This is a genomic window from Enterococcus sp. AZ062 (assembly GCF_051715065.1).
Taxonomy (GTDB): domain Bacteria; phylum Bacillota; class Bacilli; order Lactobacillales; family Enterococcaceae; genus Enterococcus_B; species Enterococcus_B mundtii.
The window spans coordinates 2382609-2409454 of sequence record NZ_JBIOTB010000001.1; the positions used below are offsets into that span (position 1 = coordinate 2382609).

Genomic DNA, 26846 nt, shown 5'->3' on the forward strand with positions numbered 1-26846 from the left:
ATCTCTTCTTTCTTATTTTGGAGTATAATGAAGAAAGAAGGAGTGATACTCCTGTATATTAGAATGAGTTGAGGTTGTGACAATCACTGCTCAAGCAGATTTAAATAGGAGTTGAGTGCATGACGTCCATCATTTTGGATCAAGAAGTCTACCAAACAAATGATTTTTCTCCGTTTGCTTTAACGGATATTTTAACAGAGTATGCCAAAAAAAATCAACAAACTTTTCTACATTTTTGGCAATATGAACAGACGATCATCCTCGGTATGAAGGATACCCGAACCCCTTTTTTATCTGAAGGGATCAAAGTCATCCAAGATGCGGGATTTGCACCGGTGATTCGCAATGCCGGTGGGCTTGGGATCGTTTCAGACCAAGGGATTTTGAATATCTCGTTGATCTTCCCACAAGAAGATGAGAACAAAATCTCGATCGATCAAGGATATGAAAAGATGCTCGCTCTGACACGTCAGGCTTTTCCTGTTTATGCAGACAAAATAGAAGCCTATGAAATCAAAGATTCTTATTGTCCTGGTACCTACGATCTCAGTATCAATGGCAAAAAATTTGCCGGAATCGCCCAACGTCGGATCAAAAATGGAATCTCTGTGATGATGTATCTGAGCGTGAACGGGGATCAAGAAAAACGAGGCGAACTGATGCGGCAATTTTATCAACAAGCATTGAAAGAACAATTCGGTACAAACGGCTATCCTGCGGTGACACCCACAAGCATGGCGACACTAGAAAAGTTATTCGATACACCGTTGACCGTTGCTCAAGTAAAAGATTCATTTATCCAAGCGTTCACTACATCTTATCCAACAAGTATTTCTATGGGGTCTGACATTTGGCAAGAAGCGAATGTTTCTCCAAATGAATGGCACGGACAAATTGAACGTATGACTCAACGAAATGCACTAAAGGACTAACTAAACATCAGTGATTTTTACACACAAATATATATAAAAGTAGTTATACGTGCAATGGTTTCCATGAGATGAGAAATCCCGATGAACCTAAAGAATATAGCAAAAAGATTAGGTTTTTCTGTGCGAACGCTACAACGTTGGCTAACGATGGCACGTTCAAAGTACATCGGACACCAAAAATTCGAAGATAGTATAATTTAACTTACATCAAAGGCGATAAAACAAGTGGCAAAAAGAACATTGCTTACGCTCAATTGTCTAGTGTCGGACAAAAAGATGACTTGAACAATCAAGTGGAGTTTTTAAGAAATCATGCTCAAAGTTCACTCCAACGATTATTTTATGGAATAACCTAGATTTATAGCCACAACAGGAATTAGTTGAAGATTTAATTTCAATCATTCACGTTTTTAGTTTCCGTATTTATGGAACTACGTAAGTATAAAGATGAGATTGAAGGTGATGAAGTTGTTAGTGGCGTACAAAACAGAAATTCTTCCAACAGAAGAACAAAAAGAAATCATTAATCGAACCATTGGTGTTGCTCGTTTTGTAAAGAACTTTTATATTTACCACAACCAAGAAGTCTATAAATCAGGTGGGAAATTTGTCTCAGGTATGGATTTTTCAAAGTGGTTGAATAACGACTACATTCCGAACCATCCAGACAAGCTGTGGATCAAAGCTGTTTATGCGAAGTCAACGAAACACGCGATTATGGAGACAGAAAAAGCCTTTAGAAAGTTTTTTCAAGGAAAAGCTAATTTTCCTAAATTTAAAAAAAAGAATCTCCAAGATGTATCGATGTATTTCGTGAAGAACGATAAAAAGACAATCATCCGTTGTGAGCGTCATCGGATAAAAGTTCCCTCTTTGAATTGGGTAAAACTGAAAGAAAAAGGCTATATTCCTAAACACGATGACAAACATAGCATAAAGAGTGGCACGATCAGCCAACAAGCAAACCGGTACTACCTGTCGGTCATCGTGGAACAGGACTGTACCGCTCAAGTACTGAACGATACTCCTACCGAAGGCATGGGTATCGACTTAGGATTAAAAGATTTTGCGATTCTTTCCACGGGGAAAACCTATAAAAATATCAATAAATCAGGAAAAATTCGTAAAATCGAAAAACAAATAAAACGACAACAACGCAAGCTGTCGAGGAAATACGAAAGCGAAAAAAAGCGTGTCAACGAAAAACAATCAAAGAGAGGAGAAGCTACTCGCAAAAATATTGAAAAACAAGTCTTGAAAGTACAAAAACTTCATAAACGGTTGACAGATATCCGTAGGGACAGAGTGAATAAAATTGTGTCAGAGCTAGTAAAAACCAAACCAGCTTATATCACAATTGAAGATTTGAATGTCAAGGGGATGATGAAAAACCGGCATCTTTCAAAAGCTGTGAGAGAGCAATCTTTCTATGCTTTTCGTAAAAAATTAGCAGATAAATGTAAAGTCTATCATATTGAGTTAAGACTAGTCGATCGATTCTATCCTAGCTCGAAACGATGTCATGATTGTGGGCATAAGAAAGTGGATTTAAAGCTATCTGAGCGTACCTATCGCTGTGAGAACTGTGGATATGTAGCAGATAGGGATTATAACGCGAGTATGAATTTGAAAGATGTGAAGGAATACAAAGTAATTGCATAAGCACGCAACTTTGTATATGTACCGATGGCTTAGTCGGGAATCAACGACTGTAGAGAACGAGACAAACCGTAGTAGTGTGGAAGTGACGAGGCGGCATTCGATGAAACAGTAATTCTAACTACGTGAAGTGGTAGAGAAATCTCGATATAGATATTTTTGTCTATATTTTGAGTAGCAGCTGGCTTATGACAACACCTTATAAATACAAACTGTTACCAATGGAAAAAGTCTTTAGAGATCCGGTGCATAACTACATCCACGTGCAACATCAAGTGATTTTAGACTTGATCAATTCGAAAGAAGTCCAGCGATTACGGCGGATCAAACAACTCGGTACTTCGTCATTTACTTTCCATGGCGCAGAACATAGCCGTTTCACCCATTCACTTGGTGTATACGAAATCTCCCGACGCATCTGTGACATTTTTTCAAGAAATTTCTCCATTGAAAAAATCGGCCCTTCTGGTTGGGATGATCGGGAACGTCTCGTGACTTTATGTGCCGCCTTACTCCATGATATTGGCCATGGGCCTTATTCACATACCTTTGAACATATTTTCCAGACCAATCATGAAGCAATCACTGTAGAGATCATTACTTCGCCAGAAACGGAAGTCTATCAGATTTTGAATCGTGTCGAAGAAGGTTTTCCTGAGAAAGTGGCTAGTGTGATCCAAAAAACGTATCCAAATCCACAAGTCGTCCAAATGATCTCTAGCCAAATCGATGCCGATCGTATGGATTACCTTTTACGTGATGCCTACTTTACAGGTACAGAATATGGAACGTTCGATCTGACAAGGATTTTGCGTGTGATTCGCCCCTATCAAGGTGGAATCGCCTTTTCCATGAATGGGATGCACGCAGTAGAGGATTATATCGTCAGTCGCTATCAGATGTATGTTCAAGTATACTTTCATCCAGTTTCTCGGGGAATGGAAGTCGTCTTGGAGCATCTGCTGCATCGTGCCCATGAACTTTATCACCAAGATGATGATAGTTTTGCACGTCATTCACAGTTACTGTTGCCATTTTTAGATGGCACATTTAGTTTAGATGAGTACTTAAAGCTGGATGATGGCGTCTTGAATACGTGTTTCAGTCAATGGACGGATTCATCTGATCCAATCCTTAGTGACTTAGCCAAACGCTTCTTAAATCGTAAACCATTGAAATCAGCGATGTTTTCCGGGGATCGTCAGTCGCCACTGATTGCTGAATTGACCTCTTTGGTCGAAAAAGTGGGCTACAATCCAAACTATTATACAGCCATCAATTCAAGCTATGACCTGCCTTATGATTTTTACCGTCCAGAAGAAGGCAGACATCGCACACAAATTGAAATCTTGCGAAATGACGGAACTTTGGTAGAATTATCAGAGGTCAGTCAATTAGTTGCTGCACTCGCAGGGCAAGAACAAGGAGATGAACGCTTCTTCTTTCCGAAAGAAATGGTCGATCCTACCTTGCGTAATCACTATGATCTTTTTGATGAAACCTACCAAGAATTTGCGCGTCATATCCATAATGGCGCATTGATTGAAGAAATAAACTAACTAAGGAGAATGTTATGTCTATCAAATTAGTCGCTATCGATATCGATGGCACCCTTTTAAACGAAAAAAGAGAAATCACACAAGAAGTAAAAGAAGCAATTGCAAGCGCTGTGGAAAAAAATGTGGCAATCGTACTATGTACAGGTCGTCCGCTTCCAGGTGTCAAAAACCAATTGAATGAATTGGGATTATACCAAGACAACGATTATGTGATCACTTATAACGGTGCGTTAGTCCAGCAAACAAAATCCGGCAAGATCATTGCTCGTCATGGCTTGACTTATGAAGATTTCTTGGAGATCGAAGTCATGGCCAGACGTGTGGGGAGTCATTTGCATTCGATCGATGATCAAACGATCTATACAACGAATCGTGATATCAGTCCCTATACTGTCCATGAAGCTTTTTTAGTCAACATGCCATTGAAATATCGGACAGCTGATGAAATGACACCTGATATGAGTATCGTGAAGATGATGATGATCGATGAACCAGCGATCCTAGATGCTGCCATCGCTCGTTTACCACAAACTTTCCGCGAAAAATATACGACTGTCAAGAGTTCACCTTTCTACTTTGAAATCTTGAACAAAGAAGCTAGTAAAGGCGCTGCTGTTGCTAACTTAGCCCAACATCTAGGAATCAAACAAGAGGAAATCATGGCAATCGGTGACAACGAAAATGATTTGTCGATGATCGAATACGCTGGATTAGGCGTGGCGATGGGAAATGCCGTTCCGTTGATAAAAGAAGCGGCTAATGTGGTCACTGCAACCAACGATGAACACGGTGTGGCCGAAGCAATCAAAAAATATGTCTTATAAAAGTAATGAATAAAAACAGCTCATTTTAAAGACCGAAGTATCGGCTCTTTCTTATGAGCTGTTTTTTTGTTCAATTTTGCTTCATCGCTAACCATTTTTCCACTGCCCAACGATGACTTCCTCGTTTTAATTTTTCTAAGGCAGTTTCAGGAGTGACCCACCAGATCGATTGGTCTTTTTCGGTTGGTTCCCCTACCTTTTGCCAACTCTTTGCTACATAAAAATAGCCAGGATTGTGGAAGTAAGTTTTTCGATGGTTTGAGTAAAAATATTCCGCTGCTTCCCCTAGATAACAAGCAATCTCTGCGCTGATCCCCATTTCCTCCAGTAATTCACGAGAAATCGCTTCTTCATTTGTTTCCTGTCCCTCTTTTTCACCGCCTGGCAAAAAAAATGCACCATTTGGCGCTTCGATCATTGCGATTTTCCCATGTGTTTCGACAATGATATACGCTGCGTAACGGTCTTGGTAATTTGCAGACTCGTCTTTTTCGCCAAACATTGGGTTTTCCATAGGTATTGTCCCTTCATCTTTTTCTTTCTATTCTACATGAGAGTTTTCTCATAAACAAGCACAAACCCATAGCGTACTTGAAATTTTTGATATGATAATGTAGAAAAGGTAAAAAAGAAAGGAAGATATACTTATGAAAATGGCTCACACTTGCGTCCGCGTTAAAGATCTTGACGCTTCTTTAAAATTCTATCAAACAGCATTCGGCTTTGAAGAAAGTCGTCGTCGCGATTTTCCAGAAAACAAGTTCACGCTGGTTTACTTGACTTTACCAGGAGATGATTACGAATTAGAGTTGACTTACAACTATGATCATGAAGGCTATGATTTAGGAAACGGCTACGGTCATATCGCTATTTCAGTTGAAGACTTAGAAGCACTTCATGAAAAACATCAAGCAGCAGGCTTCAACGTGACTGACTTGAAAGGACTGCCAGGAACAGCTCCGTCTTATTACTTCGTTGTTGATCCTGATGGTTACAAAATCGAAGTCATTCGTACAAAATAACTAGCGCAACACTAAAAAACAGAGGAAGTACACACCACCGTGTATACTTCCCCTGTTTTTTCTGTTTTTAAACCCACTTACTGCTAACCGATCAATACGCTCTCTTCTGGATATTTGTACTTCGTCCCTACTTGATTTCCTTTTACAAGAATAGAGAAAAAGACGGTTAAAATCCCTACACGTCCGATATACATCAATGACATGATGATCAGTTTCCCGACTTCTGTCAAATCTGGCGTCAACCCCATTGTCAACCCAACTGTTCCAAAAGCTGAGAACACTTCAAAAGCAATATATTCGATGCCTGAAGTTTCTGGGATCGTCTCAGTCACAGACAAGACCATGATCGCCAACATACATAAAGACAATGTAACGAAAAACAATGTCAGTGCGCGAAGTACTGCTGCTGGGCGAATAGTTCGTCCGAAAGCTTCAGCTCTGGTTTTCCCATTAAATGTCGCATGCATTTGAATCAATAGGATGCCCAAAGTAGTGGTCTTTAACCCACCAGCTGTTGAACCGGATGTTCCACCGATATACATCAAGATCATTGTCAACATCAAGCCGGCATGACTCATTTGTAAATAGTCGATGGAGTAGTAACCAGCTGTTCTTGGTGTGACACTCATGAAGAACGTATTTGCTAAACGTTCAAGATAAGTTCCTTCAACTAGATGGATCGCATTTTGTTCGGTAAAGAAAAAGACGATAAAACCGCCCACCAATAAGCCACCAGTGACAATCAATGCAATTTTTGAGTGGAGAGTGATTTTCTTTACTTTATGATAACTAAGTAGATCCCGCCAAACAATGAAACCTAAACCACCAGCAATGATCAGCGCAGAGACCACCATTAAGAGATAGATGTTTGGCTGATCATTTGCTAAGCTATCCCCTAACAAATCAAACCCAGCATTACAAAAACTTGATACAGCATGGAAGATGCTGTACCAAATCCCTTTTGTCCATCCGTAAGTCGGCACAAATGTAAAACTCAAGGCAAGTGCTCCCAGCCCTTGGATGACCATTGCGAATTTCAAGATATAGAGCATCAAACTCATAACACCTGACATGATTTCAAGATTCAATGCTTCTTTTAGTAAGATCCGCATACTAAAGCTGACTTTTTTCTTCGCTACTGCAAAGAAAATAATGGGGATCATCATAAAACCTAAACCACCGATCTCGATCAAAACCATGATCAGAAACTGACCGGCTTCATTCCAATGCGCCGCAGTGTTCAATGTAGTCAAACCAGTGACACAGACGGCTGAAGTTGCAGTAAATAATGCATCAATATAATTCGTCGGTTCGCCGCTTTTACTAAAGAAAGGCAAAGTAAGTAAACTGCCACCAACTAAGATCAAAAGAAAAAAGCCAACAGCAATCAATTGAACTGGTGACAGTTGTTTTGTTATCCTCTGTTTCATTCGAATCACTCCTCTAAGACCGTTAGCTACCTTCGCAACGAACAAATGAAGTAGCTATTGCTCTCACGGATGTAAAAGTAAGTCCGCCAAACGCTCGCTCTCTTTTCATCCCTTATCTTACCCTCTTTTTCTTCTTCCAGCAAAGAATTTGAGTCTTTTTTCTCCCTTATACCTGTTCGTTTGATACACCTGCTTTCGAACAAACAATAGGAACGCTCAAATGGTATCTAAAAAAAGAAAAAACTCCTGATAATAAGCCATAGACGTCCGAAAATAGTTAAAAATATTTTTCGACATTTACGGCTTATTCTTCGGAGCTTAGAACTGTAGCTCGGATGAACGAATAACTTTACTAATTCACTTGGACAACCTAGCTAATCATTGTTTCCCATATTTTTCACTTTGATCAAGCGAGTAACTTCCGCACGTTCATTTTCTTCTAACTTCATCTTGATATAGTAGATCGTTTCTTCTAGTTGTGGGATCGTCATGTACTCTAACGCATTCACTCTACGACGTGTTTTTTCGATCTCACCCGCCATCAGTTGACAGGTTTTCTCGATCTCTGTCAACTCAAGGAGCTTAGGAAGAAATGAGGTAAAACGATCGATCGAACGGTCTAATTCTGCATTGGAATTCAAATAGCCATAATCCACTGGTGCTTCGCCTAGCTGTTCGTCATATTCAAAATTCATGATTGGTACTTTAACGCTCATGATGTTTTTTTCGATAACAGCTAACTCGACATTTTCAGCTGGTAGAACAAACAATTCATCAATGAAGGCTTCCGGCAATGAAGCTTTCGCAAGGACAAAATCACTCATAGCCGCTGTCATTTCTTTTTCCACTATTTGGCGCAACTCATTGTTCTTACGGATAAGCAAAATGAATTGACGCATCAATTCATCCTGTTTATCCTTCAACAGTTTGTGTCCTCTTGTTGCAGTCGTCAATTGTTTTTTGAGTCGTGTCAATTCCATTCGTGTCGGATTAACATTTAATCGAACCATCAGACACTCACTCCCCTTCTGGCAGGTACTGGTCAAGCAGATCGTCTTTGATCCGTTTTAATTCCGTTCGTGGAAGCATGGCTAAAAGTTCCCATCCTAGATCCAGCGTTTCAGTGATCGAGCGGTTGGTATAAAATCCTTGATTGACATATTCTTTTTCAAAACGTTCCGCAAACTTAGCATAGATTTTATCCACATCTGACAACGCCGACTCCCCTAAGACAACAGCTAATTCTTTGGCTTGTTTGCCTTGAGCATACGCCGCAAACAATTGGTTCATCGTTGCTGCATGATCTTTTCTAGTTTTCCCTTCACCTGTCCCTTTATCTTTCAAACGTGAAAGTGAAGGCAAGACATCGATCGGTGGTTGGATGCCGCTCTTGTACAATTCCCTCGTCAAAATGATTTGTCCTTCTGTGATATAGCCGGTCAAATCAGGGATAGGATGGGTCTTATCGTCTTCTGGCATAGTCAAGATCGGGATCTGTGTCACAGAACCCTTCAACCCACGGATTCGACCAGCTCGTTCATATAAAGTTGCTAAGTTCGTATAAAGATACCCTGGATAGCCACGACGACCAGGCACTTCACGACGGGCAGCAGAGATTTCGCGTAATGCTTCGGCGTAGTTGGTCATATCTGTCATGATGACTAACACGTGCATCCCTTTTTCATAGGCGAGATATTCAGCCGCAGTCAATGCCATGCGAGGCGTTGCGATCCGTTCAATGGCTGGGTCATTTGCTAAGTTCATGAACATCACCGAACGATCGATTGCTCCCGTCTGGCGGAAGTCTTCCATAAAGAATTCTGCTTCTTCAAAGGTGATTCCAATGGCAGCAAAAACAACTGCAAAATCATCAGAAGAGTCTAATACCGTCGCTTGTCTCGCAATTTGAGCAGCTAATTCTTTGTGTGGCAAACCAGAGCCGGAAAATACCGGCAATTTTTGTCCTCTGACCAAAGTGTTCAGGTGATCGATTGCTGAGATACCTGTTTGGATAAACTCATCAGGATAATCACGAGCCACCGGGTTGATGACTTCTCCATTGATGTCCAAGTATTTTTCTGGCAGGATTTCTGGCCCATTGTCTTTTGGACGACCTAACCCGTCAAATACACGACCGATCATGTCTTCAGAAACCCCTAACTCTAATGGATGCCCTAAAAAGCGGACCGTTGAATCTCTCAGATTGATCCCACTAGTTCCTTCAAAAATTTGGACCATCGCTTTGTCTTCTTGTACTTCAAGCACTTGTCCACGACGAATCTCGCCATTTTGCATACGAACTTCAATCAACTCTTCATATTTCACCCCAGCGACTTTCTCGACCGCCATCAAAGGTCCGACCACTTCTCCAATTGTTCGATATTCTTTAATCATCGGTCATTCCTCCTTCTGAAACAATTGCTTGGATCGTTGGTTTGATATTCGCTTGGATTTCATCTAATTTCTCTAATTCTGTTTCTGGCACGAATTTACTACGACCGATTCGTTCTCTCAATCCCACAGTTCCTTTCATGATCTCACTGAGATAAGCACCTAATGAAATCGCCTGACGTGCTTCTTCACCAAAAGATAGGATCAATTTCAACATCTTGAATTGCTTTTCTCTAGAAGTAAATGTATCCACGTCATCAAACGCATTTTGTTGTAAGTAATCTTCACGAATGGATTTTGCTACTTCAAGCGTCAAGCGATCATTATCTGAAAGTGAGTCGACACCAACAAGACGCACGATTTCATTCAATTGCTCTTCTTGTTGCAAGATACGCATTCCTTCTGCCACCATCTCTGCCCAATTCGCTTGTAGGATCTGATCCATATAACGTCCCACTTCTGACGAATAAAGAGAATAGCTTTGAATCCAATTGATGGATGGAAAATGACGCTTCTGCGCCAGACTGGAATCTAATCCCCAGAATACTTTCACGACGCGCAACGTATTTTGCGTCACTGGTTCAGAAACATCTCCACCAGATGGTGAGACCGCACTGATCGCTGTAATGCTTCCTTCACGTTCTTCACTACCTAAAGCAATGACACGTCCAGAGCGTTCATAGTATTCTGCTAAACGAGAACCTAAATATGCAGGATAGCCTTCATCACCAGGCATTTCTTCTAAACGTCCACTCATTTCTCGCAAAGCCTCTGCCCAACGAGAAGTGGAATCTGCCATGATCGCCACATCATACCCCATATCACGGAAATATTCCGCAATAGTGATCCCTGTATAGATCGATGCTTCCCGTGCAGCTACTGGCATATTTGATGTATTGGCAATCAATACGGTACGTTCCATCAATGATTCACCTGTATTAGGATCGATCAATTCTGGAAACTCATTCAGTACGTCCGTCATCTCATTACCACGTTCACCACAACCAACATAAACGACCATGTCGACATCCGCCCATTTAGCGATTTGATGCTGAACAACTGTTTTTCCGGCACCAAAAGGACCAGGAACAGCGGCAGCTCCGCCTTTTGTCACTGGGAAAAAGGTATCGATAACACGTTGCCCCGTGATCATTGGCGCGTCCGGATTCAATTTTGCTTTGATCGGACGACTCCGTCTAACAGGCCATTTTTGCAACATCGTCAATTCTCGCAAACCGTCTTCTGTTTCAATGACACAAACCACTTCATCGATTGTAAATGATCCCGCTTCGATTTTTTTGATTTTTCCTTTGACGCCATGAGGTACCATGATTTTGTGTTGGATGATCTTTGTTTCATCCACCACACCTAGAACATCTCCGGTACTGACTTCTTGCCCGACTTCAGCAGTTGCTTCAAACCACCATTTTTTTTCATGGTCTAACGCTGGTAATTGGACACCACGACTTAAAAAGTTGCTTTGCGTGATCGCCATGAACGTATCCAATGGCCGTTGGATCCCATCAAACATTTGTGAAATGATCCCAGGCGCCAACTCAACAGACAACGCTTCACCTGTTGAACGAACGGGTTCACCAGGGCCGATCCCTGAAGTTTCTTCGTATACTTGTATCGATGCGACATCTCCGCGCATCTCAATGATTTCGCCGATGACTCCTAGCTCTCCCACTAAGCACATATCTTGGATACTTGCATCTGACATATTTTTTGCCATCACGAGAGGGCCGGAGACTTTTATGATTTTTCCAATTTGCAATGCACTATCTCCTTTACATTCTATAAGATATTTTGTCCAACTGCTTTTTCCACACTCTTTTGGATCTCTGCTACGCCGATCCCCATCGTTCCTTGATGGCTAGGGATTAGGACAATTGCTGGCGTCATCGATTCTTTGTAACGTTCTATCGTCTCAGGTGTCATCGCCGCCGATTGTTCTGTGACATAGATCACTCCATAGGCGCTTTTTGCCATTTGTTCGATTGCGCGCCTCACTTCTTGTGGCTCTGTCGCATAGTGCACATCAAACCCAAATAATTTAAATGGTAAAACAGAATCTTTGTCGCCAACGACACCGATTTTATGCGTCATAGACTTGTCTCACCCTTTCTCTGATCGTTTCATTATCAAAGTGATTTTTCTTACCGATCACTAATAACCGAAGATTTTTACTCTCAATTTCTTTTGCATTCAAGAAAGCAAGTAAAGGCAACGGGCCAAAAGCCTGCGTTTGTGCGGCTTCATACAGCGAAGATAAGTAATCGTCTTTGATTTGTTCTAATCGAACAAAATCTAGTTCTCCTTCATGGATTGCAGGTTCGATCAATTGACGATAATCTGTTGTTTGCAGAAAGTTCAAATAGGTATCCAACTCGCTTTTGACGAAACTCAAAAACGTTTCTTTCGGGATACTGCCAGAACTTGAAAGTACTGCGGTCATAAATCCGCTGGATCGTTGTTGCAAGATACCGCGTGCCATCGTCGTGATATTAGTCAAATCAATAAACGCAATGATTTCTTCCAGTAATTCCGGATACCCAAGTTTCTCTCCAAGACGACGTTGCTCTGTCAAGAAATAGCGATCATAGATAACATCGATTCCTTGTAACACAGAGGATTCTTCGCAGTATTCATGGACTTCACGAATACTATCCATCAACTGCGAAGGCAATTCTGTAGAGGCTTGTGTATGGATTGCTTGCTTTAACGTTTCACAAGAATAAAACCCATCGTTACGATATAGATGATCCAGATTTTTACCCGTCATCTCAGCTTTTGTCAGGACTTTTAAATTATGGAACGTATAACGCATCGTATAGACCCAAACGACTTCAGGTTCTGGCGCCGACTCTTTCAACCAGGTAAACAGTTTGCCCGATTCAGCCAACAGATTTTCCTCAAAGTCCCGTTCAAACCCTTCGTAGATATAAGGATGGTAAATCGTTGTTTTTAACATTTCGCCTAATGCGTCCAATGATTTCGTCTGGATCATGCGATCAAAGTCTTCTTTTGATAAAAGTTCTAATTCTCTTCCACGAATCAAAGGATTTAATTCATGATAATCCATTCACCGATCCCTCCTTACTCGAATAGTTGTTTCGCAATTTCAAAGCGCATTTGTTCTTGCACTTCTTGTACTAGATCACTATAGACAAAGTTGTATTGTACGCCTTGGTCATCAATCAAAAATCCTGCTTCTTTGGCAATCCTTCGGTCACTTAGATGCAAGGTGAAGGGCAACTGTTGATTCCACTTTGTCACTACTTCATTGGTTAAAATGGCAGCAGATTTTTCTCCGGCTAATAAAGTAACATCACCAGATAAGGATAAATTCTGCACCATATTGAACATCAATGAAAGTTGATCTTCTGCCGGCCAACTTTCTAATTCTTGGCGTGCTTCAGCAAACAAACGATGTAAAAATTCTTGTTTTTCATTGAGTGTTGCTTGACGCACTTCCACCTGTTGGCGATTTCTTAATTGACGGTAACTCTTTTCGATTTCTTCAAGTTCTTTAGATTTTTGCTTTTCATCGTCTGCTTCTAAACGCGCACGCTCGATTTTGAACTGCTGATCGATTTTTTCACGTTCTGCTTTTTCAAACGCCGCTCGTTCTGCTTCAGCTGTTTCATTCATTTGACGAATGATATTATCAATGGCGTTCATTGTTTTTCCTCCTTGTTTAAGCATTCAATACTAATAAGAAAGAAATAACGAAGCCTAAGATTGCGTAAGTTTCAACCATTGCGGCAAAGATAATTCCTTTAGTTGCGTGTTCTGGTTTTTTCGCTAAGATCTGGATACCTGCAGCAGATACTTTCCCCTGAGCAATCCCAGAAAACAATCCTGTAAAGGCAATCGGTAAAGATGCGCCTAAAAAATTCAGCCCTTGGACGACCGACATATCTGCATTTAAATTGATAAAGATCAAGAAGGCGATTACGAAGCCATAAAGTCCCTGTGTTCCGGGAAGTAATTGTAAAATCAACGCTTGTCCGAATTTTTCCGGTTGACTTGTTGTCAATGCAGCTGCGGCTTCACCAGTCATCCCCACACCTTTCGCTGATCCGATCCCTGAAAAGATCGTGGCTGTCGCCATCGCTAATACCGCAAACACCATTCCACCATTTTGAGCAATTAAGTAATCCATCATTTTTTAAAATTCCTCCAATTTTTTTACTTTTTCTTATGATTGATATTGACATATTTTTCCGCTGTTTTCAGTGGATCGAAGGCCCGTCCGCCTCCGGTATAAAACTTGCCGAAAAATTCGACATATTGCAATCTCGCGCCATGCACGTAGGCACTAAGCAAGGTCAAGAACATATTCAACGCATGTAAAGCGATGATCAATAAGATCCCGACACTAAAGCGCGCGGCTGGCGGCATGAAAGCAACCAACATATTGAAGGCAGCGCCGATACTCCCACCAGAGATCCCCAAAGCCATCAATCGTGTGTAACTCACTAGATCACCGATATAACCAGTCAAACCATACAAATTATAGGCTCCTTTTGCAGCACCTTTGGCTTTGGATGAAGATTGGAAAATCGGAATGACCAAAATACATAGCGCTGATAAAATCGCTAATCCTGCACCTAGGTAAACAAAAATCGGGTTCTTGACGATCATACTACCAAGTAATAAAAGGACGACTCCCACTAAAATCCCTTGCCAGGCAAATCCATCATTGATCGCATCCACGTAATCTTTGCGCTTGATATGCTCTTTTGCTGCAAGAAACAATCCGACTAAGATTTGGATAAGCCCAAAAATGACAGACAAGACTAAAATCGTATTGACATCATCTGTTGTAGACAACAACGGGAAGGGTAAGTGGATACCTAATACTTCGGTCGGTAACGCTTGTCCAAAGAAGGAACTATAAATAAATCCCCAGATGATCGACGGAATCGCTAAGATTTCGAAAAACTTAGCAAATCGCTGCATCCCTCGAGGTAATACCAACAATTTTTGCGCAATGATTGCGCCTATAAGCATGAGTAAACCATAACCAATATCAGCCACCATCATCCCGAAAAAGACAAGATAAAATGGCGTCATCCATGGTGTCGGATCAATTTCATGATACTTAGGTAAACTATACATTTCCGTCAGCATTTCAAAAGGTGCCACTATTGGATGGTTCTTCAATTTCGTTGGTACTTCTTGATCGATCTCTTCTTCGGTGGGCGCTTCAAAGCTAAGAAAGACTTCATCAGCAGACAACGTATTTTCTACCTGCTGGATCAATTCTTGCTTTTCGTCCTCGCCGACCCAGCCTTGGACAACGATCAGGTAAGGCGCCATGACAAATCGATCCTTCACTGCTTCTCGTTCTGCCATTGCCAAGAGGATTTCTTCTGCCCATTCCAATTCTTGGATGTAACTGCTACAACGACCGATTTTGATCGCTAATTGTTTTTGTGCTTCGCAACAAGCTTGCAACTCTTGCTTGATTTCCTGTAGCTGTTCTTTTGGCGTTTGCTTATAAGGATATGCTTCTTTGACAAAACCATAACGAGTAGCAATCTCATCGACAATAGATGCTGAAGTTTTGAGCACCACGTAAGTCAAGTAAACGAAGTGATCTGTTTCGCTGACTTCTTCCACGTAGACCTCTGGTACTTTTGCTAATGCTTCTCGAAATTCTGTCGCATTAGCAACACTGATCGTTCCCATCTCAACTGTTGTTTGGTGACTACGAAAGCTTTGCGGTATAACATCCAGATTTGCCCAATGTGTCAACCAGTCTTCCTGCTCTGACAGTTGTTCTCGTTGTTCTGCCAATGTTTCCCATTGTTTCTTTAACCCTAATATTTCAGTTAAACGCTTCGTAAAATCTTCTTCCGAATAATTTGCTTCTAGTTCCTGCAAGGTCACTTCTCTTCGTTTGAGGTGTTGTTTCTTTTGTTGCTTGTCCCCATGATGATCAATGAATTGAACAGCTTCTCTTGTTTGCATGATCCGACTAGTAAGCGCATTGACGATCGGTTCTTTTTCGAAAATCGCTGCTTTAGGAAAATAAGTATCCACCCATTGATTATTTGTCGTTTCTTGAAAAAGATCGCGAATCTCTACATTTTGAATACCTTGGATTGCTTGTAATAAGGCATCCTGATTTTGTTTATCGGAAATGAGAGTCACTTTTTCCATCTTAGTGACGGCCATAGGTTTCTTTCACCCTTTCAATGATCGCGTCAACCGCTTGCTGACGTTGCTTCTCATATTGTTCTTGTACAATAGATTGCAATCGTCTAGCGTCTTCGTTCAATTTATTTTTTTCAGCAATCGCTTTTTGCTGTTCCGCTCGTTTTTTTTCTTCAAACAACTGTTCCAAATGTTGTTTTTGACTTGCACGAAGTTGATCCAATTCGACATCTTTTGCTTCTTTATAATCTTTTAACTCTTGCTGAAGCTTTTTCATCGCTTGTTCATTTTCTTTTTCAGCTTGTTTGATTTTTTCTAAGGCTTCTAGCACATTCCCCACTCCCTTTCTCTAAAAAAAAGAGGGACATCCTTTCTTTTTTCATTGAAAGTATGTCCCTCTAAAAATAACTTCAGATAATTTAGGCACTTTCAAAAAAATGTTCTTCTCACCCCTTGAAGAACTAGATCCTTGAAGCTTGCGCCCAACCATTTATATATTTCTTACTTACAAGTATAACAAATTCAGGTAAAATTTCAACTAACAGATCCCTTTTTCCTTTCAGAAAGTTCACAACTGACAGTAAATGAGCAACTTTAGATAAACATTCTACCTATTATATAATTACGTACGTTTTCCAAAACAAATATTTTAATTTTTTTTAAACTATTGCTAAAATAGAAGTAGTTAATGAATGGAGGAAATCGTATGCATCAAAAAATTGGTATCGCGGCCAATCAATTACTGCGGGCTACAGAAACATTTCAAGGAAATCAAGTCACTTACACCCCGCAAGGTTTTGTTAATGCGGTACAGCAAGCAGGGGGCTTGCCTTTGCTTTTCCCTATTTCTTCCACAGAAAGCGCTCGTGACTACATTCAGCTCGTCGATAAGCTACTCCTTGCTGGTGGTCAGGATGTCAGTCCTTCGCTCTACAACGAAGCGCCTCACCCTAAATTGACAGAAACAAACCTCGATCGAGATTTGTTTGAACAGGCGTTGATCCATGAAGCATTGAAGCAAAACAAACCGATCTTAGCTGTGTGTCGTGGGATGCAATTATTGAATGTAACGTTAGGTGGGAATCTCTACCAAGACCTTACGTTATATCCAAATTGGTCAGTCAAACATGAACAACAACCAACCCCACCGCAATTTGCTACGCATGAAATCACAGTCGAACCAGATAGTAGACTCCACGAAATATTACCTACTTCTTATTTTGTGAATTCTTATCATCACCAAGCAATCAGAGATCTTGCTCCAACACTAAAAGCGACAGCGTATTCTCCTGATGGATTGGTGGAAGCTGTTGAAAGTAGAGGATCCGACCAACGAATACTTGGTGTTCAATGGCATCCTGAGCTTATTCATCAAAAAAATCCACTCGATCAAAAATTATTTGATTATTTTGTACAATCGTTATGATCGTTACAAACGAAATGAAAAGCCCGTCTAGCAGAAACATGTTGTTTCTGCTAGACGGGCTTCATTCATTTTATGCAAGGCACATCGACCAGCAGTTAACTTCTACGATACTCAAGCAACTGTTTCAATTGCTGGATTTGTCGCTGCAATTCGCTCCCTTTTGTCGTATCACGATTTAATTTTCGTGGCAACTGTTGATCAATGACCTTTTTCACTTCTGCCAAGCCATTGGCTGTTTCAAATTGTTCCTCGATGCCTAGAAATGGATAGTGGGTCACGATTTGAAAGCCATAAGAGTTACATAGCAACGAATACCCTGCAATACCTGTTGTTCGTTGATAGGCCTTTGATAAACCACCGTCAATCACGAAAACTGTTCCGTCTGCTTTGATTGGGGATTCCCCTTTTTTCACTTTGACTGGTGTATGTCCATTGATGATCACTGAACCATAAACCGGTACACCGAACTCACGCCTTACTTTTTGACTCAACCATTCTTTGTCTCGTAATCGATAGTAAGCATTGCTGACTTCCACATGCGTTTCTTTTTCTGCTAAATAATAACGCTCAAACGTCGCCATCTTACTTTTACCAAACAACGGCGAGTAAGGCCCACTCCATGCATACCAAATCAAATCAGTCGCTAAGTCTTCTTTTTTCTTTAGTGATTTAGCACTTTCACGAATCTGTTCTTCAAAGAATGCCATCAATTGCTTCCCTTGATACGTCTCACTCCCAAGTTTAAAACTTAGAAACTCACCATGTTCATCTACTGGCATACAGCCATGAAACAAGATACTTTGGTTCGTGACAAGATACATCCTACCTTTTTCTAAAAGGAAATCCATATGTTTTTGCATTCGGAGTGAATGTTGAAAAGAATACAGCAACATATCGATCACTCGTCGTTCGTCTGCCGATAAACGATCCGGTTCCTGCGTAGAAATCGTCTGAAAACATGGGTGATGGATCGTATACTTTTGACCATCCAGAAATAACTCATTTTTTTCATAATCGATATTCGCTAAGATATCCCGATCCGCCATCTCAAATTCCGGTCGTCGTTTCAGTAATTGGGATTCTAGTTTGAACTGCATGATCGCAAGCGCCTGATGGATCTTCTCCATCTCTTCTCTCTCGCGTTCTGTCGCGTCTTGGCTATTCTTAGGTGTAAACAAAGGGTTTGTCTGATAAGTTTCTGTCGCAAACGAACAAAGGGAACGCAGATTCAACGCGTATTCTTTTTCCAACTCGAATAAATAATTATACCGCGCAGCGATACGCAATAAGGTCAACAAACAAGTTTCCGAGCCACAATACGCCCCAAGCCATAAAATATCATGATTGCCCCATTGGATATCGATTGAATGGATCTCCATCAAGCGGTCCATCACTTTGGCGGCTTGTGTCCCCCGATCAAAGATGTCTCCGACTACGTGGACATGATCGATCACCATTCGTTGAATCGTCTGCGCTAACTTTTTTAAAAAGCGCTCTTCTTCATTCATCTCAAGCAACTGATCAACGATTTTACTCACATAAGATTTTTTCCCTTGCACACGATCATCAACATACAATAATTCCTCAATGATATAACTATATTCTTTAGGTAAGGCTTTTCTTACTTTTGATCTCGTATACTTGACAGAAGTGAATCGCAGCAACTCAATCAATTGATGGATCAACGTTGTTTTGTCTTGTTTCTTGTACCAGTCAGTCGCTAATGCGTATTCCGGATAGGCAACAAAAATCGTTAATCGCTTGATCTCTTCTTCACTTAAACATTCTTGAAATAAATCTTTGATTTTCTCTCGTAGATTCCCTGAACCATTTCTCAATATATGATCAAATGCTGGAAACTCGCCATGGATATCACTTAAAAATAATTCGGTTCCTTTTGGTAGTTGTAGAATTGCTTCTAAGTTGATGATCTCCGTAATGACTTCTTCTTTTGTTGGGAATTTTTCTGACAATAATTCTAAATATTGATCCATCCAAACGCCTCCAAAATTGGTATACCTAAAATTATAGGACACACAATGGATATTTACAACAAAATTACTTTATCTATTCGAAAATAGGTACATATATAATCGTGAATTTTTTAAATCAAACAAAAGCGCTCTAGGTATACGACCAAAAGCAACTCTTATGAAAATAAGCCGAGACACCCAAAATTTGAAGAACAATTTTCGGGTGTCTCGGCTTATTTCTCAGAGTTGAATATTTCTGTGACAACTTCAACCTTTATTTCTTTTTGCGTTCATTTCTCATGATTGAAATTGATTGTTTCAATGACGTCCAAATACCACCTTCACTGTAAACAAGCACGTTTGATTTGTACATATTTGCGGACATGAACATCAATACGAATGTGATGATCACTAAGACGACCAAAGAAATCAATGCGCCACTCATTTCAACTGTTTCATTTGCCAAGCGGATCGGCATGATATATGAAGATAGGAACGGTATATATGAAGTGATGCGGATCACGATATTATTCGGATCAGATGCACCAAGGATCAATCCTAACATATAACCCCCTAAAGAAAGGTACGTCACTGGTAAAATCGCTTTTGCTGTATCTTCGGCTTTGTTGACCAGTGAGCCACATAAGGCAGCTAATACCGCGTAGATCAAAATACCAAAGAACATAAATAGTAAAGAGTACCATAAGAATGGGCCGAAAATACTATCTAAAGAAATCCCATCCAGTACACTTTTAACGATTTCCATATCTTTGAACTGATTGAATCCTATTGCAAAGATGATGCCATATAAAGCCATTTGAGTGACTGCCACTAGCAGTACCCCTGTCAATTTTCCATAAAAATGTTTTTGTGCAGTGGTACTAGACAAAATCACTTCCATGATTCTTGTCCCTTTTTCTGAAGCAATCTCTTGTGCAATGATCTGTGCATACGTCAAGATGATGATGAATAGAATGATTGTTGCAACATAACTGACCGCATATTGAACAGCTGAGTTATCTTCTCCTATCGTCATTTCACCATTTGCATCAAAACTGACTTTTTGTCTTGAAAATGCAGCGGGTTGACTTAATGCAGCCACTTCTTCTGGAGAGATCCCTAAACTACTTGCCCGCATCATCGACTGTAAGCCAGTCAACTGCTGTTGGATCAACAGTTGCGTTGCTTGGCCTAATGAGTTTTCACTAAATAATTCTCCGGATACTTCTCCATTATCTGTCGTGACTACCATGTACGCATCGATCTTTTCGTCAGATAACTTACTTTTGGCTTCATCCTCCGATGAAAAAGCTTCAAAGTGGAAATCCCCCATATCGGATTGACTCAAATAATCAGTGATTTGTTGGTCTTCAGCAATGACACCGATTTTATCTGTTTCACTGTTTTGTTGAGCAAAATTACCTGCTAAGTAAATCACACCCATCAAAACAAACGGCACTAGTATCATAATAATAAAAGAAATCGATTTGACATTTTTCAAATAGACATCTTTCGTGATGATCCAAAACTTACTCATGTAGCTCACCTGCTTTCATCTTGAAGATTTCTTCTAAAGTAGGCGGTTGTTGATTGAACATTGGAATATAGCCAAATTGCGTCGCGCGAGTAAAGATCTCTTTCCCTACATCTGGATGATCCAATGTGATTTCCAACGATTGATCCTCACGAAGAATCACTTTTTGGACCCCGTCGATTTCCTCTATTTCTTGCTGTGATAATCCAGACTCTAAAAATAGCTTTGTTCGTCCAAATGCTTCTCGAATCTCGTGGACTTTCCCATCTAGTACCATCTCCCCATTTCGAAGCATGATCAAGTGGTCACAAATCTTTTCAACATTATCCATGTTGTGACTAGAAAAAATGACACATGAGCCATTTTTCTTCAATTCGATGATCCCGTCTTTAAGTAGCTCAGCATTCACTGGGTCCAACCCACTAAAAGGCTCGTCTAAAATAATCAACTTAGGTTCGTGGATCAGTGTTGCAATCAGTTGTACCTTTTGTTGATTTCCTTTTGACAAGGACTTAACTTTATCTGTTTTTTTCCCTTTTACTTGAAATTTCTCCATCCAAAAATCGATCTTAGGTTCAATTTCTTTTTTCGTTTTTCCACGTAATGCAGCAAAATAGATCAACTGTTCTTGGATCGATACCTTGGGATAAAGCCCTCGTTCTTCAGGTAAATACCCAATGATATCATAATCTTTTTCACTCAAATGATGACCGTTCCATAGCACTTCGCCTTGATCTTGCGTCAAAAAATCTAAAATCAAGCGAAAAGTCGTTGTTTTTCCTGCACCGTTTTGCCCAATCAATCCCATGATTTTTCCATCAGGTATTTGAAAAGAAACATGATCAACAGCTGTATAACTGCCAAACGTCTTAACCAAATCCTTTACCTCTAGCATTTTCTCACTCCTTCATCCTAAATTCCTCTATCCTTTACTGTACGATATAAAAATAACTTATATATAAAAACTTATGTTATTGTTTTTTATTGTACATATAAAAATGATAGGACACTTTACAGGTTTTGTAAAGCGCCCTCAGTTCAATTTTTATGCAGTTTATCGAAAACATTTTGTGCTACATTTTTTGGTAGACCAATTTCTTGTAACTCCTCAATTGACGCAGCGGTGATGTTTTTTAACGATTTGAACTCTTTCAACAACATTTTTTTTCGTTTTGGCCCTAACCCTTCAATCTCATCTAAGCGCGAAGCAAAACTATTTTTACTACGTAATTGGCGATGAAACGTGATTGCAAAGCGATGGACTTCGTCTTGGATACGTTGCAATAAAAAGAATTCTGGTGAATTTCGTTCAAGCGGAACAACTTCTAATTCATTCCCAAATAACAACTCATTGGTTTTATGCTTATCATTCTTCGCCATTCCAGCGACTGGGATATCGATACCTAATTGATTTTCTAATACATCCTTTGCTACATCGACTTGCCCTTTCCCCCCATCGATCAAAATCAGATCAGGCAATGGCAGTTCTTCTCGTATCACACGTGCATAGCGGCGGTAGATGACTTCTCGCATCGAAGCATAGTCGTCCGGTCCAACGACCGTTTTGATTTTATATTTACGGTATTCTTTTTTTGCTGGTTTTCCATCGATGAACACCACCATCGCTGCTACTGGATCGGTCCCCATGATATTAGAGTTATCAAAAGACTCGATCCGGATAGGTGCTGGGATGTTCATTGCATTACCAAGGCGCTCGATCGCTCCGATCGTTCGTTCTTGTTTCCTAACGATCAAATCAAAGCGTTCGTTCAATGCCACCCTTGCATTTTTATTGGCTAGTTCAACTAACTTTTTCTTCTCACCACGTTTGGGCTGGATGACCTTTGTCGCTAACAACGCCTCAACACTCGGTTGGTCGATCGTATCAGGGATCACCACTTCTTTTGGAATGAAATGTTCATTTTCTTGATAAAACTGCCCGATGTATGTTAAGAAATCCTCTTCTGCTTCATTGTAAAAAGGAATGATCGATACATCTCGTTCAATCAGTTTTCCTTGACGTACAAAGAATACTTGGACACACATCCAGCCTTTATCAATGGCATAACCAAACACATCTCGATCAATCAAATCAGTGTTTGTCATTTTTTGTCTTGTCATGATCGTTTCGATGGCTCTGATTTGATCACGATACTCTGCTGCTTTTTCAAATTCCATATTTTCTGCAGCCTTGGCCATTTTTTCTTGGATCTCGGCTTCGATCATCTCATGACCACCATTCAAAAAGCGTTTGACTTCATTCACGATACTTGTATATTCCGCTGGATCTACATCAAAATAGTAGGGACATAAACATTGTCCTAAATGATAATAAAGACAAGGTTCTTTTGTCTGACTCGGTTTACATTTCCGTAAAGGGAATAAACGATCTAAAATTTTTTTTGTTTCATTCGCAGCCCCAACATCGGGGTAAGGCCCAAAATAAAAGGCTTTGTCTTTTAATACTTTACGAGTGATCACTAAACGAGGATATTTTTCGTTCGTGATCTTTAAAAAAGGATAAGTTTTATCATCCTTTAACATAATATTGTATTTAGGATCATTCTTTTTGATCAGATTGATTTCTAGCAGTAACGCTTCAATGTTAGATTCTGTCACAATGTATTCAAAGTCCTCGATCTCACTAACTAATCGCTCCGTTTTCGTGTTATGGCTTCCAGTAAAATAGGAACGCACGCGATTTTTCAAGACTTTGGCTTTTCCTACATAAATGATCGTACCGTTTTTGTCTTTCATCAAATAGCAGCCAGGCTGATCAGGAAGTAATGCAAGTTTATTTTTTATTCGTTCATTCATGGTGACTGCTCCTTTATATTTCTGATATCGCTATTATAACAGAGGTTGAGATAGAAGTATCAAGCGAAGAGACACAAGAAAAATTTTGCGTAGCTTATCGTATAAATTTTTAAGTATCCTGTACGCTAACAAAAGATTCTATTCTCTTCATTTATGGCTTTTTTATTCCACGTCTCCGTTCAGTTTTATGACTCGATTAGTCGCAAAAAAACCGAGACAGCAATCCATATGATTGTTGTCTCAGTCTGATGTGTTAGTTACTTAATCTTATAAGTGTTGGGCAATCATTTGACGTAATTGATCTTTTGATTGAACACCGATTGCTTTTTCTACTACTTCGCCGTCTTTTTTCAAAAGTAATGTTGGAATACTCATGATCCCAAATTGTTGTGGTGTTTCAGGATTTTCATCAACATCCATCTTCACGATTCTGAATTCGTCTTCGTCATATTCTTCTTCTAACTGGTCTAAAATTGGCGCTTGCATTCGACAAGGTCCACACCAAGTTGCCCAAAAGTCGATTAAAACTAACCCTTTATCTGTTTCTTCGTTGAATGTTGCATCTGTAATTACTTGAGCCATATCAAAGACCTCCATTTATTAGTCTACTCTAAGTATAGCACTATTGGTGCCTAGATTCGAGCTATTTGCTTACCTTTAGTAAGTTTTATTTAAATTTAACAATTGTCGCACCATTGCCCCCTTGATTTCCTGGAGCAAAATCGAAGCTCTTGACACTACGATGATTTTTTAAATAATCGGTGATTCCGGTTCTTAGTGCGCCTGTGCCTTTTCCATGAACGATCGTCACTTGAGGGTAGCCAGCCAAAATTGCCGCATCTAAATATAGATCGACTTCATTTAATGCTTCTTCATAACGCTTCCCTCGAAGATCCAGCTGGTTGGAGACGGTGGAATGAGCATCTGAGCGAACCGTATGGATCACTCGTTGTTGTGGTTCTTTTTGGGGAGCAATCGGTGTTAATTCACTTTCCGAAACGTTCATCTTCAGGATACCGATCTCCACTTGCCATTGGTTGCCATTTTTGCGCAACAATGTTCCACGCTGCCCATAAGTCGTCACGAGTACTTCGTCACCTGGTTTCAATGTTTTCTGTTCTTTCGCTTTTTTCAAGACCTTATTTTTCTTTAATTGTTCTTCTTGATGCAAGTTGGCTAACTGTGATTTTGCATCGATCAATTGATGCTCTTTGACCGTACCTTGCCCCACTTGTTTTTGTAAGTTGCGAATATCTGCGATGATTTTTTCTGCCTTTTCTTCTGCTTCAGAAACAAGTGCGTTGGCTTTTTGTTTGGCTTTCGCCATTTCTTGTTCACGCTCTTCAAAGAAGTAGCTATAAGCTTCTTTCAAATCATTGTACAGACGTTGCGCTTCATCGACATAATGACGCATCTCTAAATACTCTGTTTCTGCCATTTTTCGACGATTCTCTAAATCAGTGATCATTTCATTCAAGTCTTGACTTTCATCGTTCATCAATTGCTTGGCTTCATCAATGACTTGGTTGTCTAATCCTAAACGACTTGAAATCTCAAAGGCATTACTTCTACCCGGCACGCCGATCAACAAGCGGTAAGTTGGGCTAAGAGTGTCAACGTTGAACTCCATACTCGCATTGATGGTATTCGAGCGATTGTAGCCATAGACTTTCAATTCAGGATAATGTGTTGTTGCCATCACATAGGCAGATTTCTTTCCGAGATCATCTAAAATAGCAATGGCTAGCGCTGCTCCTTCTTGAGGATCAGTCCCCGCACCTAGTTCGTCAAATAAAACTAAGCTTTTTTCATTGACTTTGGAAAGGATATCCACGGTATTTGTCATATGTGAGGAGAAGGTCGATAAACTTTGCTCAATCGATTGTTCATCTCCGATATCAGCAAAAATATCTTCAAAGATCCCGATCTGACTTTCTTCATCCGCCGGGATCGGTAACCCTGCTTGCCCCATCAATTGCAATAAGCCCAGTGTTTTCAACGTGATGGTTTTCCCACCAGTATTTGGTCCGGTAATGACGATCGCTTGATAGTTTTCCCCAATCGAAATATCATTTGGGACGACTTTTTCTTGATCGATCAATGGGTGTCTGGCTTGCTTCAAATCAACGATGTTTTCTGTACTGATCGTCGGCACGATTGCCTTTAGTTCTTTCCCAAAGCGTGCTTTCGCATTCATCAAGTCCATTTTTCCAATGACATACGCATTGTGGATGATTTCTTGACGATGAGGAACTAACTCCGCCGACAACTCGCTTAGAATACGTTGGATCTCATTGCGTTCGGCAATTTGATATTGACGCAAGCGATTGTTCAATTCCACGACTTGTTTTGGTTCAACGAATAGTGTTTGTCCCGAAGAACTTTGATCATGGACGACTCCGCCAAACACACCACGATATTCTTGTTTTACTGGAATAACATAGCGGTCGTTTCTCATCGTAATGATGGCATCACTTAGGTATTTGGCATTTTTCCCACGAACGATCCCATCTAATTGTTCTCTAACTGCTTGTTCACTTCTACGGATATTATGACGGATCGTCTTCAACTCTGGAGAGGCATCATCCGTCACTCGTCCATCATCATCGATTGCTTCTTTCAAACGACGACTCAAGGATGGGATAGCAACTAATTGATCTGTCCAAAAATAAAGACGCGCAAACTCAATCTCGCTATCTGCTAAATCATCAATAAAACGTCGCAACTCACTAGTAGTTGATAGGACACGGGAAACCTGTGCTAGCTCGACCCCATTAAGGTCAGCACCGATTTCGATGCGTTTCATATGCGGACGGATATTCTCTAATTTGGGGATTGGGATACCGCCACGCAATCGTTGGACTTTTAGACCATCTTCTGTTTCTTCCAACCAATATCTGATCGTCTCTGCTTCATTCACTGGCACAAGCTGGGCTAATTCTTCTTGCCCTTGTGCTGTGATCACAAACTGTCGTACTTGTTGTTTTACTTTTTCAAACTCTAATGTTTCTAGAATGCGTTTGTTCATTTTTTTCACCTTACTTTCACTAAAAAAGAGGCCGATAGATGGCTAAGCAGTCTTCAAGACTAACCAACATCTTCATAGCCTCT

The 26846-nt window shown here is 40.3% G+C and carries 23 protein-coding genes, 1 pseudogene and 1 other annotated feature; of the genes and pseudogenes, 7 read left to right on the forward strand and 17 right to left on the reverse strand.

The window, feature by feature from the left end; all coding sequences use genetic code 11:
• The first annotated feature begins 119 nt into the window (after nucleotides 1–119).
• From IGJ00_RS11260 to yidA, 5 genes and pseudogenes are all read left to right on the forward strand, one after another.
• Nucleotides 120–932 carry a lipoate--protein ligase family protein gene (locus IGJ00_RS11260; protein ID WP_086334984.1) on the forward strand — a complete coding sequence of 271 codons (813 nt, stop codon included), beginning with the start codon at nucleotides 120–122 and terminating at the stop codon, nucleotides 930–932.
• A gap of 364 nt (nucleotides 933–1296) precedes the next feature.
• A pseudogene (locus IGJ00_RS11265) lies at nucleotides 1297–1459 on the forward strand (IS607 family transposase); the annotation flags it as partial.
• Complete coding sequence (locus tag IGJ00_RS11270) at nucleotides 1395–2594, forward strand: RNA-guided endonuclease InsQ/TnpB family protein (protein ID WP_438844580.1); 1200 nt, start codon at nucleotides 1395–1397, stop codon at nucleotides 2592–2594. The pseudogene IGJ00_RS11265 and the gene IGJ00_RS11270, both read left to right, overlap by 65 nt.
• A gap of 185 nt (nucleotides 2595–2779) precedes the next feature.
• Nucleotides 2780–4150, forward strand: a complete 1371-nt coding sequence (locus IGJ00_RS11275; protein ID WP_065095691.1) for an HD domain-containing protein — start codon at nucleotides 2780–2782, stop codon at nucleotides 4148–4150.
• A gap of 14 nt (nucleotides 4151–4164) precedes the next feature.
• Nucleotides 4165–4974: a sugar-phosphatase gene (gene yidA / locus IGJ00_RS11280; protein ID WP_010734853.1), complete on the forward strand. Its 810-nt coding sequence runs from the start codon at nucleotides 4165–4167 to the stop codon at nucleotides 4972–4974.
• A 70-nt stretch (nucleotides 4975–5044) separates the two neighbouring features.
• Here yidA and IGJ00_RS11285 read toward each other — a convergent pair whose 3' ends face one another.
• Nucleotides 5045–5488: an NUDIX hydrolase gene (locus IGJ00_RS11285; protein WP_019723164.1), complete on the reverse strand. Its 444-nt coding sequence runs from the start codon at nucleotides 5486–5488 to the stop codon at nucleotides 5045–5047.
• Between the two features lie 133 nt (nucleotides 5489–5621).
• Between IGJ00_RS11285 and gloA the strand changes: the two genes are divergently transcribed.
• Nucleotides 5622–5996, forward strand: coding sequence for a lactoylglutathione lyase (gloA, locus tag IGJ00_RS11290; protein ID WP_010734851.1), 375 nt, complete (start codon nucleotides 5622–5624; stop codon nucleotides 5994–5996).
• A gap of 83 nt (nucleotides 5997–6079) precedes the next feature.
• Here gloA and IGJ00_RS11295 read toward each other — a convergent pair whose 3' ends face one another.
• From IGJ00_RS11295 to IGJ00_RS11340, 10 genes are all read right to left on the reverse strand, one after another.
• Nucleotides 6080–7426, reverse strand: coding sequence for a TrkH family potassium uptake protein (locus tag IGJ00_RS11295; protein ID WP_019723165.1), 1347 nt, complete (start codon nucleotides 7424–7426; stop codon nucleotides 6080–6082).
• A 374-nt stretch (nucleotides 7427–7800) separates the two neighbouring features.
• Nucleotides 7801–8436: a V-type ATP synthase subunit D gene (locus tag IGJ00_RS11300; RefSeq protein WP_065095690.1), complete on the reverse strand. Its 636-nt coding sequence runs from the start codon at nucleotides 8434–8436 to the stop codon at nucleotides 7801–7803.
• A gap of 7 nt (nucleotides 8437–8443) precedes the next feature.
• Entirely contained in the window at nucleotides 8444–9820 is a 1377-nt protein-coding gene (locus IGJ00_RS11305; protein WP_010734848.1) for a V-type ATP synthase subunit B, read from the reverse strand.
• Nucleotides 9813–11594, reverse strand: a complete 1782-nt coding sequence (locus tag IGJ00_RS11310; RefSeq protein ID WP_019723167.1) for a V-type ATP synthase subunit A — start codon at nucleotides 11592–11594, stop codon at nucleotides 9813–9815. Before IGJ00_RS11310 ends, IGJ00_RS11305 begins: the two co-directional genes overlap by 8 nt.
• Before the next feature lie 20 nt (nucleotides 11595–11614).
• The gene (locus IGJ00_RS11315) at nucleotides 11615–11926 is read right to left on the reverse strand and encodes a V-type ATP synthase subunit F (protein WP_019723168.1); all 312 of its coding nucleotides are present in this window, start codon (nucleotides 11924–11926) and stop codon (nucleotides 11615–11617) included.
• On the reverse strand, nucleotides 11916–12902 hold the full coding sequence (locus IGJ00_RS11320) for a V-type ATPase subunit (protein WP_438844441.1): 987 nt from the start codon (nucleotides 12900–12902) through the stop codon (nucleotides 11916–11918). Before IGJ00_RS11320 ends, IGJ00_RS11315 begins: the two co-directional genes overlap by 11 nt.
• A 14-nt stretch (nucleotides 12903–12916) precedes the next feature.
• The gene (locus IGJ00_RS11325) at nucleotides 12917–13501 is read right to left on the reverse strand and encodes a V-type ATP synthase subunit E (protein WP_066026365.1); all 585 of its coding nucleotides are present in this window, start codon (nucleotides 13499–13501) and stop codon (nucleotides 12917–12919) included.
• A gap of 16 nt (nucleotides 13502–13517) precedes the next feature.
• Nucleotides 13518–13988 carry a V-type ATP synthase subunit K gene (locus IGJ00_RS11330; protein WP_010734843.1) on the reverse strand — a complete coding sequence of 157 codons (471 nt, stop codon included), beginning with the start codon at nucleotides 13986–13988 and terminating at the stop codon, nucleotides 13518–13520.
• Between the two features lie 23 nt (nucleotides 13989–14011).
• Nucleotides 14012–16006, reverse strand: a complete 1995-nt coding sequence (locus tag IGJ00_RS11335; protein ID WP_086334991.1) for a V-type ATP synthase subunit I — start codon at nucleotides 16004–16006, stop codon at nucleotides 14012–14014.
• A complete protein-coding gene (locus IGJ00_RS11340; protein WP_071867326.1) occupies nucleotides 15993–16316 on the reverse strand; it encodes a hypothetical protein in 324 nt (107 codons plus the stop codon). Before IGJ00_RS11340 ends, IGJ00_RS11335 begins: the two co-directional genes overlap by 14 nt.
• Nucleotides 16317–16425: 109 nt before the next feature.
• Nucleotides 16426–16473: a sequence feature (sodium ion sensor (DUF1646 type); this cis-regulatory element may regulate processes involved in with the transportation of sodium ions), on the reverse strand.
• Nucleotides 16474–16691: 218 nt separating this feature from the next.
• Here IGJ00_RS11340 and IGJ00_RS11345 point away from each other — a divergent pair.
• Entirely contained in the window at nucleotides 16692–17411 is a 720-nt protein-coding gene (locus tag IGJ00_RS11345) for a gamma-glutamyl-gamma-aminobutyrate hydrolase family protein (RefSeq protein ID WP_071867325.1), read from the forward strand.
• 95 nt (nucleotides 17412–17506) lie between these two features.
• Here the strand turns inward: IGJ00_RS11345 and IGJ00_RS11350 are convergent, their stop codons facing one another.
• The 6 genes from IGJ00_RS11350 to IGJ00_RS11375 form a co-directional block, all read right to left on the reverse strand.
• Nucleotides 17507–19405: a fructose-1,6-bisphosphatase gene (locus IGJ00_RS11350; protein ID WP_071867324.1), complete on the reverse strand. Its 1899-nt coding sequence runs from the start codon at nucleotides 19403–19405 to the stop codon at nucleotides 17507–17509.
• A 253-nt stretch (nucleotides 19406–19658) separates the two neighbouring features.
• Entirely contained in the window at nucleotides 19659–20921 is a 1263-nt protein-coding gene (locus IGJ00_RS11355) for an ABC transporter permease (RefSeq protein WP_071867323.1), read from the reverse strand.
• Nucleotides 20914–21813: an ABC transporter ATP-binding protein gene (locus IGJ00_RS11360; RefSeq protein ID WP_071867322.1), complete on the reverse strand. Its 900-nt coding sequence runs from the start codon at nucleotides 21811–21813 to the stop codon at nucleotides 20914–20916. The genes IGJ00_RS11355 and IGJ00_RS11360 overlap by 8 nt, the downstream gene beginning before the upstream one ends.
• 143 nt (nucleotides 21814–21956) lie before the next feature.
• On the reverse strand, nucleotides 21957–23735 hold the full coding sequence (gene uvrC / locus IGJ00_RS11365; RefSeq protein WP_086334992.1) for an excinuclease ABC subunit UvrC: 1779 nt from the start codon (nucleotides 23733–23735) through the stop codon (nucleotides 21957–21959).
• Between the two features lie 267 nt (nucleotides 23736–24002).
• On the reverse strand, nucleotides 24003–24317 hold the full coding sequence (gene trxA, locus IGJ00_RS11370) for a thioredoxin (RefSeq protein WP_010734835.1): 315 nt from the start codon (nucleotides 24315–24317) through the stop codon (nucleotides 24003–24005).
• Nucleotides 24318–24402: 85 nt separating this feature from the next.
• On the reverse strand, nucleotides 24403–26763 hold the full coding sequence (locus IGJ00_RS11375) for an endonuclease MutS2 (RefSeq protein WP_019722436.1): 2361 nt from the start codon (nucleotides 26761–26763) through the stop codon (nucleotides 24403–24405).
• Nucleotides 26764–26846 lie beyond the last annotated feature (83 nt).

Coding starts and splice junctions, on each gene's coding strand:
- IGJ00_RS11305 (WP_010734848.1), bottom strand. CDS start 9,820: ATGATTAAAGAATATCGAACAATTGGAGAAGTGGTCGGACCTTTGATG.
- gloA (WP_010734851.1), top strand. CDS start 5,622: ATGAAAATGGCTCACACTTGCGTCCGCGTTAAAGATCTTGACGCTTCT.
- IGJ00_RS11345 (WP_071867325.1), top strand. CDS start 16,692: ATGCATCAAAAAATTGGTATCGCGGCCAATCAATTACTGCGGGCTACA.
- IGJ00_RS11360 (WP_071867322.1), bottom strand. CDS start 21,813: ATGCTAGAGGTAAAGGATTTGGTTAAGACGTTTGGCAGTTATACAGCT.
- trxA (WP_010734835.1), bottom strand. CDS start 24,317: ATGGCTCAAGTAATTACAGATGCAACATTCAACGAAGAAACAGATAAA.
- IGJ00_RS11315 (WP_019723168.1), bottom strand. CDS start 11,926: ATGACGCATAAAATCGGTGTCGTTGGCGACAAAGATTCTGTTTTACCA.
- IGJ00_RS11260 (WP_086334984.1), top strand. CDS start 120: ATGACGTCCATCATTTTGGATCAAGAAGTCTACCAAACAAATGATTTT.
- IGJ00_RS11285 (WP_019723164.1), bottom strand. CDS start 5,488: ATGGAAAACCCAATGTTTGGCGAAAAAGACGAGTCTGCAAATTACCAA.
- uvrC (WP_086334992.1), bottom strand. CDS start 23,735: ATGAATGAACGAATAAAAAATAAACTTGCATTACTTCCTGATCAGCCT.
- IGJ00_RS11325 (WP_066026365.1), bottom strand. CDS start 13,501: ATGAACGCCATTGATAATATCATTCGTCAAATGAATGAAACAGCTGAA.
- IGJ00_RS11350 (WP_071867324.1), bottom strand. CDS start 19,405: ATGGATCAATATTTAGAATTATTGTCAGAAAAATTCCCAACAAAAGAA.
- IGJ00_RS11320 (WP_438844441.1), bottom strand. CDS start 12,902: ATGGATTATCATGAATTAAATCCTTTGATTCGTGGAAGAGAATTAGAA.
- IGJ00_RS11300 (WP_065095690.1), bottom strand. CDS start 8,436: ATGGTTCGATTAAATGTTAATCCGACACGAATGGAATTGACACGACTC.
- IGJ00_RS11330 (WP_010734843.1), bottom strand. CDS start 13,988: ATGATGGATTACTTAATTGCTCAAAATGGTGGAATGGTGTTTGCGGTA.
- IGJ00_RS11355 (WP_071867323.1), bottom strand. CDS start 20,921: ATGAGTAAGTTTTGGATCATCACGAAAGATGTCTATTTGAAAAATGTC.
- IGJ00_RS11335 (WP_086334991.1), bottom strand. CDS start 16,006: ATGGCCGTCACTAAGATGGAAAAAGTGACTCTCATTTCCGATAAACAA.
- yidA (WP_010734853.1), top strand. CDS start 4,165: ATGTCTATCAAATTAGTCGCTATCGATATCGATGGCACCCTTTTAAAC.
- IGJ00_RS11375 (WP_019722436.1), bottom strand. CDS start 26,763: ATGAACAAACGCATTCTAGAAACATTAGAGTTTGAAAAAGTAAAACAA.
- IGJ00_RS11295 (WP_019723165.1), bottom strand. CDS start 7,426: ATGAAACAGAGGATAACAAAACAACTGTCACCAGTTCAATTGATTGCT.
- IGJ00_RS11270 (WP_438844580.1), top strand. CDS start 1,395: ATGAAGTTGTTAGTGGCGTACAAAACAGAAATTCTTCCAACAGAAGAA.
- IGJ00_RS11275 (WP_065095691.1), top strand. CDS start 2,780: ATGACAACACCTTATAAATACAAACTGTTACCAATGGAAAAAGTCTTT.